The following is a 15083-nucleotide window of genomic DNA, read 5'->3' on the forward strand; positions in this document are numbered from 1 at the left end:
CCGCCACAGCCGATGGGTGCCACCTGACATGACCGAGGAAAGCCAGCTCGTCGAGTACCTGCGCAAGGTCACGACCGACCTGCAGCGGACCCGCTCGCAACTGCGGGAAGCCGAGACACGCGGCACCGAGCCGATCGCCATCGTCGGGATGGGTTGCCGCTATCCCGGCGGGGTGCGCTCGGCCGAGGACCTGTGGCGGCTGGTCGCCGAGGGCCGCGACGAGATCAGCGAGTTCCCCACCGACCGCGGCTGGGACGTCGCCAACCTCTATGACGCGGACCCGGCGGCCAAGGGCAAGTCGTACACCCGCGAGGGTGGCTTCCTCGACGGCATCGAGCTGTTCGACGCCGAGTTCTTCGGGCTGAGCCCGCGCGAGGCGCTGTCGATGGACCCGCAGCAACGGCTGCTGCTGGAAACCACCTGGGAGGCCCTGGAAGACGCGGGTATCCGGCCGGAGACGCTGCGCGGCAGTCGTACCGGCGTGTTCACCGGGGTCATGCACCACGACTACGGCAGCCGCTTCCACGAGGCGCCGGACGGCTTCGAGGGCTACCTCCACACCGGCAGCGCCGGCAGCATGGCGGTCGGTCGGGTCTCCTATCTGTACGGGCTGGAAGGCCCCGCGGTCACCGTCGACACCGCCTGCTCGTCGTCGCTGGTGGCACTGCACCAGGCCGTCAGCGCACTGCGCGGCGGCGAATGCGATCTGGCCCTGGCCGGCGGCGTCGCCGTGATGGCCACCCCGAACTTCTTCGTCGAGTACAGCCGGATGCGGGTGCTCTCGACCGACGGTCGATGCCACTCGTTCGCCGACGACGGCGACGGGACCGGCTGGTCCGAGGGCGTCGGGGTGCTGGCCGTGGAACGGCTGTCGGACGCGCGGCGCCTCGGCCACCGGGTACTCGCCGTCGTCCGCGGCTCGGCGGTCAACCAGGACGGCGCGTCGAACGGGATGACCGCCCCGAGCGGCCCGGCCCAGCAGCGCGTCATCGAGGCCGCCCTGCGGCACGCCCGGCTGTCGGCCGACGGCGTCGACGTGGTGGAGGCGCACGGCACCGGCACCCGGCTGGGCGACCCGATCGAGGCGCAAGCCCTGATCGCGACCTACGGCAAGGCCCACAGCGCGGGTGACCCGCTCTACCTGGGCTCGCTGAAGTCGAACATCGGGCACACCCAGGCGGCCGCGGGCGTCGCCGGCGTGATCAAGATGGTCCAAGCCATGCGGCACGGCGTCCTTCCCCGCAGCCTGTACGCCGACAACCCGACGACCGAGGTCGACTGGTCGGCGCGCACCGTCGAGCTGCTGGCCGAGTCCCGGCCGTGGGAACGCGGAGACCGGCCCCGCCGGGCCGCGGTGTCGTCGTTCGGGATGAGCGGCACTAACGCGCACGTGATCCTCGAGGAGTACGTCCCCGAACCGGCCGTCGCACCGGCGAGCCCGAGCGGCATCACCCCGCTGATCGTCTCCGGCAAGACCGCCGAAGCCGCCCGGGCGCAGGCGCAGACCCTGCGCGAGCACCTGCTCGCCCACCCGGAGCAGCCGCTGGCCGATGTCGCCGGGACCCTCGCCCACCGCCGCAGTCTCTTCCCGCACCGGATCGTGGCCGGTGGTGACCGGGCCGGGATCGTGGACGGGCTCACCACGACCGCACCCGCCGTCGCGCTCCCCGGTGGACGAATCGCCGCCGTCTTCTCCGGTCAGGGCGCCCAGCATCCCGGCATGGGCCGGCAACTCGCCGCCGACTTCCCGGTCTTCGCCGCCGCTTTCGCCGAGGTCTGCGCCGTCGTCGACCCGCTCCTGGGCCGGCCGCTGCGCGAGGTCATCGACTCCGAGGCCGTCAACCGCACCGAGTACGCCCAGCCGGCCCTGTTCGCCTTCGAGGTGGCCCTGGCCCGGCTCTGGCAGTCCTGGGGCCTCACCTTCACCGCCGTCGCCGGGCACTCGGTCGGGGAGATCGCCGCCGCCGTCATCGCCGGAGTTCTCCGCCTCGAGGACGCGGCCCGGCTGGCGGTGACCCGCGGCCGTTTGATGGGCGCCCTTCCGGCGGGTGGCGCCATGGCCGCCATCAACGCCCCCGCCGCCGAGGTGACGATCGGCGGGGACGTCGCCGTCGCGGCCGTCAACGGGCCTGACAGCGTGGTGGTCTCCGGGCCCGAGGCCGACGTGGACCGCGTCGTCGCCGACTGGAGGTCGCGCGGCCACCGGGCCGCCCGGCTGCGGGTCAGCCACGCCTTCCACTCGGCGCTGATTGAGCCGATGCTCGCCGCGTTCGGCGCCGAGCTCGCCACCATCACGTTCCACGAACCGGCCATCACCATCAGCGCCTCGGCGGACACCGCCCACCCCATCACGACCGCGGCGTACTGGCTCGACCATGCCCGCAAGGCCGTTCTCTTCGCCCACGCGGTCGCCGGCCTGCCCACCGTCGACGCGCTGTTGGAGATCGGTCCCGACGCCGCCCTGACCCCGATGCTCGACGACGCGATCCCGTCGAGTCGCCGCGACCGGGACGAGACCCGCACCCTTCTCGCGGCGGCCACCACCCTGCCGATCGACTGGGCCGCCGTCGTCCCGGCCGGGCGGCCCGTCGCCCTGCCCCACCATGCTTTCCAGCACCAGCGCTACTGGCTGGACCAGCCCGCCGGCCACCCGTTCCTGACCGGTTCGGTCGAGCTGCCCGACGACGGTGGCCTGATCCTCACCGGCCGGATCTCCCCCTCCACCGACCCCTGGCTCGACGGGCACGCCGTCTCCGGCACCGTCCTGCTGCCCGGCACCGGCTTCCTCGAGCTGGCCCTGCTGGCCGCCCGGCGGACCGGCGCCGGCCAGGTGAGTGACCTGGTCGTCCAAGCGCCCCTGGTGCTCAGCCCCACCGGTGTCGACATCCAGGTGTCGGTCGCGGCCGACCGGGGCCTGACGATCCGCAGCCGGGACGAGGACGGCGGCTGGCACGTGCACGCCACCGGCAGCCTCGCCGAGCCGGCCGAGGCCCCCGCCGGCACCGATTGGGCGATCGCCTGGCCACCGCCGGGCGCCACCGCGGTGGACGTCGCGGCCCTCTACGACGATCTCGACAGCCGCGGCTACGCCTACGGGCCGGTCTTCCGCGGCCTGCGTGCCGCCTGGCAGGACGGCCACGACCTGTACGCCGAGGTGGCCCTGGCCGAGGCCGACCAGGACCGCCGCTTCGGCCTGCACCCGGCCCTGCTCGACGCCGCCCTGCACGCACTGGCCCTGACCGGCGACTCCACCGAGGTACGCCTGCCGTTCGCCTTCAACCGCAGCACCATGCACTCCAGCAGCGCCGCCGACGTCCGGGTCCGCCTGCGCACCACGGCCGGCGCCGCCCGGCTCGACGTGGCTTCCCCGACCGGTGACGCGGTGCTGACCGTCGACGAGCTGGTCCTGCGGGCTGTGGATCCGACCACCCTGGCCGCGCGGGCCGGGGCACAGGTCGACCGCTGGCGCCACGAGGTGACCTGGGAGCGGCTGCCGGACGCGACGGCCGGCCCGCTGGCGGGCACCTGGCTGGTCCTCGCCCCGGCCGAAGTCCCGTGGATCCCGGCCCTGCTCGAGAGCCGGACCACCGACCTCGCCGCCACGCCGGTGGGCGTGCTCTGCTTCCCCACCGGCCCGGAGGATCTGCTGACCACCGTCCGATCGCTCACCGAGGCCGGCGTGGCCGCGCCGATCTGGTGTGTCACCCACGACTGCGAAACCGACCCGGACGCCGCCGCGATCTGGGGCGCCGGCCGGGCCGCGGCCCTGGAACTCCCCGGGCGCTGGGGTGGGCTGGTCGACCTGCCCGCCCCGCCGGACGCGACGGCGATCGGCCGCCTCGCCGCCCTGCTGGCCGACTCGGCCGGCGAGGATCAGATCCGGATCACCCCCGCCGGCGCGTACGCCCGGCGGCTGGTCAAGGCCGCTCCCGTGCGCGACCTTCCCCCTTGGTCGCCGTCCGGCACCGTCCTCATCACCGGTGGGACCGGCGCCCTGGGCGGCAGCGTCGCCCGCTGGCTGGCCGGACTCGGCGGTGCCTCGCTGGTGCTGATCTCCCGGCGCGGACCGCAGGCCCCCGGTGCGAGCGAGCTGCTGGCCGAGCTGACCGCCGCCGGCACCCCGGCCCGGATCGTCGCCGCCGACGCGGCCGACCGGGCGGCCATGACCCAGCTGGTTCGGGAGGCCGCCGACGCCGGAGTGCCGGTCCGCGGCGTGTTCCATGCCGCCGGAGTGGCCGCCGAGTCACCGATGCTGCGTACCGACCCGGACCGGTTCCGGGCCGTCCTGGACGGCAAACTCGAAGGTGCGCGCGTGCTGGACGCCGTCCTCGGCGACTCCGAACTGGACGCCTTCGTGCTGTTCTCGTCGGTCTCCGGGATCTGGGGGGCCGCCGGGCAGTCCGCCTACGGCGCGGGCAACGCCGGCCTGCACGCGCTGGCCGCCGCCCGCCGGGCCCGAGGGCTGGCCGGGACCGCACTTGCCTGGGGCCCGTGGGCCGGTGGCGGCATGGTCGACGCGGACCGGGAGCCGCGGCTGCGGCGGCAGGGTCTCGTCCCGCTGCCGACGGCCGACGCGATCACCGCGCTGGCCCGGTCGGTCGCGCTCGGCACCGACAGCGTGCTGGCCGAGGTCGCGTGGTCCCGCTTCCTGCCGTTGTTCACCGCCTCCCGCCCGGCGCCCCTGTTCGCCGCCTTCGCTCCCCGCCCGGTCGGCACCGCGGCGGCCACTCCGGCGGTCCGGACCGAGAGCATGGTCGACCTGGTCCGCGCGGAGATCGCCGCGGCTGTCGGGCACGCCGACGCCACCCGGATCGCCGCCGACCGGCCGCTGCGGGAGCTGGGCTTCGACTCCCTGATGTCGGTGCAGCTGCGCAACCGGCTGTCGGCCGCCACCGGGGTGAAACTGCCCGCGACGCTGGTGTTCGACTACCCGACCGCCGCCGCGCTCGCCGCCCACCTGGAGGCCTCCGGCCGGGCCGCCCCCGCTGCGGCGGCCGCGACGGCCACCGCGACCGGGGACGACCCCATCGCCATCGTCGGTATGGCTTGCCGCTATCCCGGCGACGTGACGTCGCCGGACGACTTGTGGCGGCTGGTCGCCGAGGGACGTGACGCGGTGACCGAGTTCCCGGCCGACCGTGGCTGGGACCTGGCCGGGCTGTACGACCCGGATCAGAACCGCACCGGGCACACGTACACCAAGGAGGGGGGTTTCCTGGCCGATCCGGCCGGCTTCGACGCGGCCTTCTTCGACATCCCGCCGCGCGAGGCGCTGGCGATGGATCCACAGCAGCGCCTGCTGCTGGAGACCTCCTGGTCGGCGATCGAGCACGCCGGGATCACCCCGGCGTCGCTGCGCGGCAGCCGCACCGGCGTCTTCGCCGGGGTGATGTACAACGACTACTACACCCGGCTGGACGGCATCCCGGACGGTCTCGAGGGCATCCTCGGCCTGGCCAACAGCAACAGCGTGATGTCCGGGCGGATCTCCTACCTGCTCGGCCTGGAGGGCCCGGCGATCACCGTCGACACCGCCTGCTCCACCTCGCTGGTCACCCTGCACCTGGCCGGCCAGGCGCTGCGGGCCGGCGAGTGTGATCTGGCCCTGGCGGGCGGCGCGACCGTGATGGCCTCGCCGAACATCTTCATCGAGTTCGCCCGGCAGGGCGGCCTGTCCCCCGACGGCCGATCGAAGTCCTTCTCGGCCGGGGCCGACGGCACCGGCTGGTCCGAAGGCGCCGGCATGCTGGTGCTGGAGCGGCTCTCCGACGCCCGGCGGCTCGGCCATGAGGTCCTCGCCGTGGTCCGCGGCTCGGCGGTCAACCAGGACGGCGCGTCGAACGGGATGACCGCCCCCAACGGGCCGTCCCAGCAGCGGGTGATCCGGGCCGCGCTCGACCGGGCCGGACTCACCGCCGGGCAGGTCGACGCGGTCGAGGCGCACGGCACCGGCACCCGGCTGGGTGACCCGATCGAGGCGCAGGCCCTGATCGCCACGTACGGCGACGCCCACAGCCCGGCCGGTCCGCTGTATCTCGGCTCGCTCAAATCGAACATCGGGCACACCCAGGCGGCCGCGGGCGTCGCCGGGATCATCAAGATGACTCAGGCGCTGCGGCACGAGACGCTGCCGCCGACCCTGCACGCCGCGGTGCCCTCGCCCGAAGTGGACTGGTCGGCCGGCACGGTCGAGCTGCTCACCACCGGGCGGGCGTGGCCGCGGGGCAGCCACCCGCGCCGGGCCGGCGTGTCGTCGTTCGGGATCAGCGGCACCAACGCCCACGTCATCCTCGAGGAAGGCGACCCGATCCGGGTCCCGCCACCCCGCCCGGTCACCACCCCGCTGCTGTTCCCGCTGTCCGCGCGTACGCCGGGCGGGGTCCGCGCCCAAGCTCTCGCCTTGCGCGATCACCTGCTGGCCCACCCGGAACTGCCGTTGGCCGACGTCGCGTGGTCGCTGGCGAACACCCGTTCCGCCTTCCCGCACCGGTCATCGGTGGTGGCCGCCGACCGGGCGGAGGTGCTGTCCGCGCTGACCGCCGTCACGCCGGGCGTGGCCGGTCCCGGCCGGGTGGCCGCCGTCTTCTCCGGGCAGGGCGCCCAGCACCCCGGCATGGGCCGGAAGCTCGCCGCCGACTTCCCCGTCTTCGCCGCCGCCCTCGCCGAGGTCGGCGCCGTCGTCGATCCACTGCTCGGCCGGCCGTTGCGCGACGTCATGGACTCCGAACTGGTCAACCGCACCGAGTACGCCCAACCGGCTCTGTTCGCCTTCGAGGTGGCGCTGGCCCGGCTCTGGCAGTCGTGGGGGGTCACCTTCACGGCGCTGGCCGGGCATTCGGTCGGGGAGATCGCCGCGGCGGTCGTGGCCGGGGTGCTCACGCTCCCGGACGCGGCCCGTCTCGTGGTCGCCCGCGGCCGGCTGATGGGCGCCCTGCCGGCCGGCGGTGCGATGGCCGCTGTCAACGCCGCCGCAGCCGACGTCAAGACCGGCGGGGACGTCGTCATCGCCGCCGTCAACGGCCCGCAGAGCGTCGTCGTCTCCGGGCCCGAGGCCGACGTGGAGCGGATCGTGGCGGAATTCAAGGCTCGCGGCCGGCCGGCGACCCGATTGCGGGTCAGCCACGCCTTCCACTCCCCCCTGATGGAGCCGATGCTGGCCGCGTTCCGCGCCGAGCTCGACGGCCTCACCTTCCACCAGCCACGCATCCCGATCAGCACCTCCGCCGACACCGAACACCCGATCGACGGCGCGGCCTACTGGGTCGATCACGTGCGCCGGGCGGTGCTCTTCGCCGACGCGGTCGGCGGGCTGCCGGCCGTCGACGTGCTGCTGGAGATCGGCCCGGACGCGGCGCTGACGCCCATGCTCGACGAGGCGGTCGCGTCGAGCCGCCGGGACCGGGACGAGACCCGGACGGTGCTGGCCGCGGCCGGGGCGCTCGTCGGCCGCGGCGTCGTCATCGACTGGTCCGCGCTGCTCCCGGTGGGTGCGCGGGTCCCGCTGCCCACCTATGCCTTCCAGCACGAACGCTTCTGGATCGACGGCGCGGTCGTCCCGGCGACCGTCGACCGGTACGAGGTCACCTGGGACGAGATCCCCCCGGCGACCGGCACGATCGAGGGCGACTGGGTCGTCGTCATGCACGAGGGCCAGGACGAACCCGAGATCCTCGACGCCCTCAAGAACTCCCGCGCCCACCTCCACGTGATGACCGCCGGCACCGAGATCCCCACCGGGACGACCGGGATCATCTCCCTACTCGCCCTCGACGCCGCCGAACACCCCGACCACCCCGGCACCTCCACCGGAGCCCTGGCCACCCTCTCGCTGATCCAGGCGCAGCGGGACAGCCGCCTGTGGACCCTGACCCGCGGCGCCGAGACCGACGCCTGGCAGGCCCAAACCTGGGGCCTGGGCCGGGTCGCCGCCCTGGAACACCCCACCACCTGGGGCGGCCTCATCGACCTGGACGGTGACTTCAGCCCGCCCGCTCTGCACGTCGCGCTGACCAACACGGCCGGCGAGGACCAGATCCGCATCGTCGGCGACCGGGTCCAGGGCCGGCGGCTCAGCCGGACCACGGCCCCGGCGACCGGCCCGTGGTGGACCGGGGGCACCACCCTCATCACCGGCGGTACCGGCGCTCTCGGCGCCCACACCGCCCGCTGGCTCACCACCCACGGCGCGCCGAAACTCATCCTGACCAGCCGGCAGGGACCCGACGCACCCGGCGCCGCCGAACTCCGAACCGAACTCGGAGACACGGTCAGCATCATCGCCTGCGACATCACCGACCGGGGTCAGGTGGCCCGGCTCGTCGCCGACCACCCGGACATCCGCGCGGTCGTCCACGCCGCCGGAACCACCACCGAGCAGGCACTGGCCGACCTCGACCCGGCCTCCTACGCGGCCACCACGGCCGCGAAGGTCGCCGGGGCCGAACTGCTGGACGAACTGTTGCCCGGCGACCTCGACGCGTTCGTCGTCTACTCCTCGATCGCCGGCACTTGGGGCAGCGCCCATTCCGGCGCGTACGCCGCGGCCAACGCCCACCTGGACGCCCTCATCCGCCGGCGGCGGACCGGAACCTCGATCGCCTGGGGCCCGTGGGCCGGCGGCGGCCTGGCCGACCCGGAGTTCCGCCGCCATCTGCGAGAGCGCGGCATCCGCGCGCTCCCGCCGCGGCAGGCGGTCGAGACCCTCCGGTACGCGGACCCGGCCGCCGCCACCGTCAGCGACATGGACTGGGACCGGTTCGCGGACGTCTTCACCGCCCAGCGGCCGAGCCCGCTGCTCAAGCACCTGGTCAGCACCCGGGAGGAACCCGGCTCGGAGCGGAGCGCCCTGGCCCGCCGGGTGGCCGGGCTCGGCTCCGACGAGCGGCACGGCGTCGTGCTGGAGCTGGTCTGCGCCGAGGTCGCCTCGGTACTCGGCCACGAGTCCGCGCGCGACGTCGACCCCTACCGGGCCTTCCAGGAGCTGCGCTTCGACTCGATGATGTCCGTCGACCTGCGGACCCGGCTCAATCGGGCGACCGGGCTGCGGCTGCCCGCCACTCTGGTCTTCGACCACCCGACCCCGGAAGCGGTCACCGAGTTTCTGTGCCAGGAGATCACCCCCGGCCGCGACGAGCTGACCGGGCTCGTGCTGGCCAACTTCGACCAGCTGGAGAGCACGCTACTGGCGCTCGATCCCGGCGACGGCACCCGGACCCGGTTCACCGCCCGGCTCGGCGCCCTGCTGGCCAAGCTCGACCGGCCGGCCGGCGACGCGGCACCCGCCGGCGGCACGACCACGCTCGCCACCGCGAGCGCGGCGGAGCTCCTGAAGCTCATCGACCAGGACCTCGACTGATGGAGAGGGAACAGACCCATGCCCGGTGACGTGACCCAGGACCAGCTGCTGCAGGCATTGCGCAAGGTGACCGGCGACCTGCAGGACACCCGTACGCGCCTGCGGGAGGCGCAGGCCCGCGAGCGCGAGCCGATCGCCATCGTCGGGATGGGCTGCCGGTACCCGGGCGATGCCGACTCCCCCGAGGCACTGTGGGATCTGGTCAGCGAGGGCCGGGACGCGATCGCGGGGGTGCCCACCGACCGCGGCTGGGATCTGGCCGCCCTGTTCGACCGGGATCCCGAGCGCAAGGGCACCTCGTACGTCCGCGACGGCGGGTTCCTGCGCGGCGCCGCCTGGTGGGACGCCGGTTTCTTCGGCATCTCGCCGCGTGAGGCGGTGACCATCGACCCGCAGCAGCGTCTGCTGCTCGAGGTGACCTGGGAGGCACTGGAACGGGCCGGGATCTCCCCGCTCTCGCTGCGCGACAGCGACACCGGGGTCTTCGCCGGGGCGATGTACCAGTACTACGACGTGCCGCTGCAGGCCTCGGCGGAAGACTTCACCGGCTTCCTCACCACCGGCAACAGCGGCTCGGTGGTATCCGGCCGGATCGCCTACACGCTGGGCCTGACCGGGCCCGCGGTGACCGTCGACACCGCGTGCTCGTCGTCGCTGGTGTCGCTGCACCTGGCCAGCCAGGCGCTGCGACGCGGTGAGTGCGCCCTGGCCCTGGCCGGCGGGGTGACGGTGATGGCCACCCCGCTGACCTTCACCGAGTTCAGCCGCCAGCGCGGCCTGGCCCCGGACGGGCGGGCCAAGTCGTTCGCCGAGGCCGCCGACGGCACCTCGTGGGGCGAGGGCGCCGGGATGCTGGTGCTGGAAAGGTTGTCCGACGCGGACCGCAACGGCCACCACGTGCTGGCGGTCGTCCGGGGTTCCGCCCTGAACCAGGACGGCGCTTCCAACGGCATCGCCGCGCCGAGCGGGCCGGCCCAGGAGAAGGTGATCTGGCGGGCGCTGCGCGACGCCCAGCTGTCGGCTTGCGACGTGGACGTCGTCGAGGCGCACGGCACCGGCACCACGCTCGGCGATCCGATCGAGGCGCGGGCGCTGCTGGCCACGTACGGGCAGGAGCACCCGGCCGACCGGCCGCTGTGGCTCGGCTCGTTCAAGTCCAACGTCGGGCACACCCAGGCCGCGGCCGGGGTCGGCGGGATCATCAAGATGGTGATGGCCATCCGCACCGGGACGCTGCCGCCGACCCTGCACGTCGACGAGCCGACCACGCGCGCCGACTGGTCCGGAGGCGCCGTACGGCTGATCACCGAGCCGCAGGCCTGGCCCGAGACCGGGCGGCCGCGCCGGGCCGCCGTGTCCGCCTTCGGGGTGAGCGGCACCAATGCGCACGTCATCATCGAGCAGGCGCCGGTCTCGGTGCCGGAGCGCACCTCCGGCACTCCGGCCGCAGCGCTGCCGTGGCTGCTCAGTGCGCGCAGCCCCGAGGCCCTGCGGGCGCAGGCCCGGCGACTCAGCCGGCAGGTCGCCGCCGAGGAGCCGGACCCGGCCGACGTGGCCGTCTCACTGGCCACCACCCGCTCAGCCTTCGAGTACCGCTCGGTCCTGGTCGGCCCGGACCGGCCGGCGCTGCTGAGCGAACTCGACGCGCTCGCCGCCGGCGAACCGGAGCAGGGCCGCATCGACGGAACGGCCGCCCCACGCCGCCGGGTCGTGTTCGTCTTCCCCGGCCAGGGCGGCCAGTGGGCCGGGATGGCCCAGGAGTTGCTCGACACCGCGCCGGTCTTCGCCGCCCGGCTGCGCGAGTGCGAGGTGGCGCTGGCCCCGTACGTGGACTGGTCGCTGCTGGCCGTTCTGCGCGGGGAACCGGGCGCGCCGTCGCTGGACCGGGTCGACGTGGTCCAGCCCGTCCTGTTCGCGATGATGGTGTCGCTGGCCGAGCTGTGGCGCTCGGCCGGAGTCAGGCCCTCGGTGGTGATCGGGCACTCCCAGGGCGAGGCCGCCGCCGCCTGCGTCTCCGGCGCGTTGTCGCTGGCGGACGCGGCCAAGGTGGTGGCCCTGCGCAGCCGGGCGCTGGCCGGGATCGCCGGCACCGGCGGCATGATGTCGCTGCCGCTGAGCCGGGCCGACACGGCCGCGCTGGTGTCCGGCTATGCGGGCCGGCTCTTCCTGGCCGTGGCCAACGGACCGGCCTCGACGGTGGTCTCCGGCGACGCGGCCGCCCTGGACGAGCTGCTGGCCACCTGCGAGAGCCGCGGGATCCGGGCCAAGCGGGTCGCGGTGGACTACGCGTCGCACTCGCCGTTCGTCGACGCGATCGAGGACCGGATCCGGACCGAGCTGGCCGATCTCGACCCGCGGCCGACCACTGTGGACATGCTCTCCACCCTTACCGGGGAACTGGTCCGGGCGGGCGAACTGACCGGCTCGTACTGGTTCCGCAACCTGCGTGAGCCGGTGGAGTTCGAGGCCGCCGTGCGCAAGCTGGCCGAGCCCGGCGACGCCGTCTTCGTCGAGGTCAGCCCGCACCCTTTGCTGATCATGGCGATCGGCCGGACCACCGAGTCGCTCGGCCTGGACACGCCGCTGGTGCCCACACTGCGCCGTGACTCCGGCGGGCCGGCCCGGTTCCTGACCTCGCTCGGCGAGGGCTGGGTCCGCGGCCTGACCGTCGACTGGGCCGCAGTGCTGCGCGACAGCGGCGGACGGCGAATCGACCTGCCGACGTACGCCTTCCAGCGCAGCCGCTACTGGCCCGGTCCCCGCGAGGTGACCACCGTCGCCGGACAGAGCGACGGCGGCACCGGCACCGACTCGCTCCTCTGGGACGTCCTCGCGGCCGGCGGTGAGACGCTGACCGGCACGCTCGGGCTCAAGCCGGACGAACCGGCCGACGCCGTGCTCCCGGCGCTGGCCGCGTGGCGCCGGGGCCATGTGGAGCGGGCCCGGCTGAACTGCTGGCGTTACGGCATCCGCTGGGAGCCGATGCTCCTGGACCCGGCGGCGAGCGCCACCCTCGACGGGGACTGGCTGGTGGCGGTACCGGCGGGACCGGGTCGGGACCCGGTGATCCACTGGGCCCGGGAATCGCTCGAGACGGCCGGCGCCCGGGTGGTCGTCGTGGAGCTGGACCCGCGGGTGGCGGACCGAGCCGGCTGGGCCGGGCAGCTCGCCGGCCTGCCGCCACTGCGCGGCGTGCTGTCCCTCCTCGCCCTGGACACCCGGCCGCTGCCGGACCGGGCCGCGGTCACCGGCGGGCTGGCCGGAACCGTCCAGCTGATCCAAGCCCTCGGCGACACCGGCGTCACCGCTCCGGTCTGGGCCGTGACCCAGGGCGCGGTCGGCACCGGGCCGGGCGATCCGACCACCGATCCGGCCCAGGCCACGGTCTGGGGGCTCGGCCGGGTGGCCGCGCTGGAGCACCCGGAGCGCTGGGGCGGCCTGATCGACCTGCCGGCCGCGTTGGACGCGAGCCTGGACGGCCGGCTGGCCCAGGTGCTCAGCGCGCCGGGCGGCGAGGACCAGATCGCGTTGCGCCCGACCGGCGCCCTGGCCCGGCGGCTGACCCGGGCCGCCACCGACCTGCCCGACCCGGCCACCGTGGCGGACGGGACCGGCTCGTCGGCCTGGCCCGCGCACGGCACCGTGCTGATCACCGGCGGCACCGGGGCGCTGGGCGCCCGGCTGGCCCGGCGACTGGCCGGTCAGGGGGTCCGGCACCTACTGCTGACCAGCCGTCGAGGGCCGGACGCACCGGGCGCCGCCGACCTACGGGCCGAACTGGCCGGGCTGGGCGCGTCGGTGACGATCGCCGCCTGTGACCTCACCGACCGCGAAGCGGTTCGGGGCTTGCTGGACTCCGTCGATTCGCGGGCTCCGCTGGTCTCCGTCGTGCACGCCGCGGCGGTGCTGGACGACGGCTTCGTCGACACGGTCACCGCCGATCGGCTCGAGACCGTGCTGGCGCCCAAGGCCCTGGCCGCCCGGCATCTGCACGAGCTCACCGCCGACGCCGAGCTGGCGTCGTTCGTGCTCTACTCCGGCTTCGCGGGCACGGTCGGCAGCACCGGCCAGGGCGGGTACGCCGCCGCGAACGCCTATCTGGACGCGCTGGCCGAGCAGCGTCGCGCGACCGGGTTGCCGGCCGTCTCGGTGGCCTGGGGCCCGTGGGCCGGCGGCGGACTGGTCGACGACGCCGTCGAGCAGCGCCTCGAGCGCACCGGCCTGCCGGCCCTCGAGCCCGAGGCCGCGGTCACCGCGCTGATGCTGGCGGTGGCCCAGGACGGCCCGGCCGGCCTGGTGCTGGCCGACGTGGACTGGTCGCGTTTCACCGGCTCGTTCACCGCGGTGCGGCCCAGCCCGCTGCTGGCCGACTTCGCGACCGTCGAGGTGGCCGGCCCGGCCGCCGCCGAGCCGACCGGAGCGGTTCTGGCCCGGCGGCTACGGCCGCTGCCGGAGGCCGAGCGCCAGCGGCTGCTGATCGACCTCGTACGCCGACACATCGGGGCGATCCTCGGTTACGCCCAGGCCGGCACGATCGCCGGTGACCGGCAGTTCAAGGACCTGGGCTTCGACTCGTTGACGGCGATGGAGCTGCGGAACCGGATGCAGAAGGCGACCGGGCTGGCCCTGCCGGCCACCCTGGTGTTCGACCACCCGACACCGACGGCGCTCGCCGCCCACCTGGGCCGGGAGCTGCTGCCCGAGGCGGCGGTCACCGTCGACTCCACATTGGACGAGCTGGAGGCGGCACTCGGGCGGCTGACGCCGGATGCCGCTGGGCGGGGCACCCTGGCCGCCCGGCTGCGGTCGATGGCCGCCCGGTGGGACGAGCCGCGGCCGGCCGGGCGAGCGGCGGGCGGCCCGGCCCTGGACGAGGCGAGTGGCGACGAGGTCATCGCGTTCATCAACCAGCAACTCGGCATCGCGTAACCGGTGCGTGTCGATCAACGGTCAGTGGGTTCCGTCGGGAGATGTGGGTAAGAGATGCCGTCCGAGAATGAACTGTTGGGTTACCTCAAGCGGGTCAGTGCCGAACTGCACGAGACCCGTGAGCGGCTGCAGGACGTCGAGGAGGCCGCCCGCGAGCCCATTGCCGTCGTCGGGATCGGCTGCCGGTTCCCGGGCGGCGTCTCGTCGCCGGAGGAGCTGTGGCAGCTGGTGGCCGAGGGCCGCGACGCCATCGGCGACTTCCCGGTCGACCGGGGCTGGAGCCGGGAGAGCCTGCGCGACGCCGAGTCCGGGAAGGAGTTCACCGGCGGCGGCGGCTTCCTGGACGACGCGACCGAGTTCGATCCGGGTTTCTTCGGCCTCTCCCCGCGCGAAGCGGCGGCGATGGACCCGCAGCAACGGTTGCTGCTGGAGGTGTCGTGGGAGTCGCTGGAGCGGGCCGGAATAGTCCCGGCGACGCTGCGTGGTGGGGACACCGGCGTCTTCGTCGGCACCGGCATGCTCGACTACCTGGGGCACCTGCGCGAGGCCAAGGTGAAGGAGGCGGCCGGCTTCCTGATCACCGGGAACTCGGCGTCGGTGCTGTCCGGGCGGATCTCGTACGCCCTCGGGCTGGAGGGCCCGGCGGCCAGCGTGGACACGGCCTGCTCGTCGTCGCTGGTCGCCCTGCACCTAGCCGTGCAGGCACTGCGCTCGGGCGAATGCTCGCTCGCCCTGGCCGGCGGCGTGACCGTGCTGGCCACCCCGTACGCGTTCGTGGAGTTCAGTCGGCAGGGCGGCC

3 protein-coding genes are annotated in these 15083 nt (G+C 74.5%); all 3 read left to right on the forward strand.

Going from position 1 to position 15083, the window contains the following annotated elements; genetic code table 11:
• The first annotated feature begins 28 nt into the window (after positions 1 to 28).
• Positions 29 to 9355 (forward strand): type I polyketide synthase, encoded by a 9327-nt coding sequence (locus Afe05nite_RS22870; protein ID WP_203819205.1) that lies wholly within the window; start codon positions 29 to 31, stop codon positions 9353 to 9355.
• Between the two features lie 66 nt (positions 9356 to 9421).
• On the forward strand, positions 9422 to 14284 hold the full coding sequence (locus Afe05nite_RS22875; protein WP_438868670.1) for a type I polyketide synthase: 4863 nt from the start codon (positions 9422 to 9424) through the stop codon (positions 14282 to 14284).
• Between the two features lie 54 nt (positions 14285 to 14338).
• A partial coding sequence (locus tag Afe05nite_RS22880; protein ID WP_203819206.1) for a beta-ketoacyl synthase N-terminal-like domain-containing protein occupies positions 14339 to 15083 on the forward strand: 745 nt, incomplete at its 3' end.

The sequence above is a fragment of the Paractinoplanes ferrugineus genome (assembly GCF_016862195.1).
Taxonomy (GTDB): Bacteria; Actinomycetota; Actinomycetes; order Mycobacteriales; family Micromonosporaceae; genus Actinoplanes; species Actinoplanes ferrugineus.

What these genes read in the sequence shown, in the direction of transcription:
- Afe05nite_RS22870 (WP_203819205.1), top strand. Translation starts at nt 29, where the DNA reads ATGACCGAGGAAAGCCAGCTCGTCGAGTACCTGCGCAAGGTCACGACC.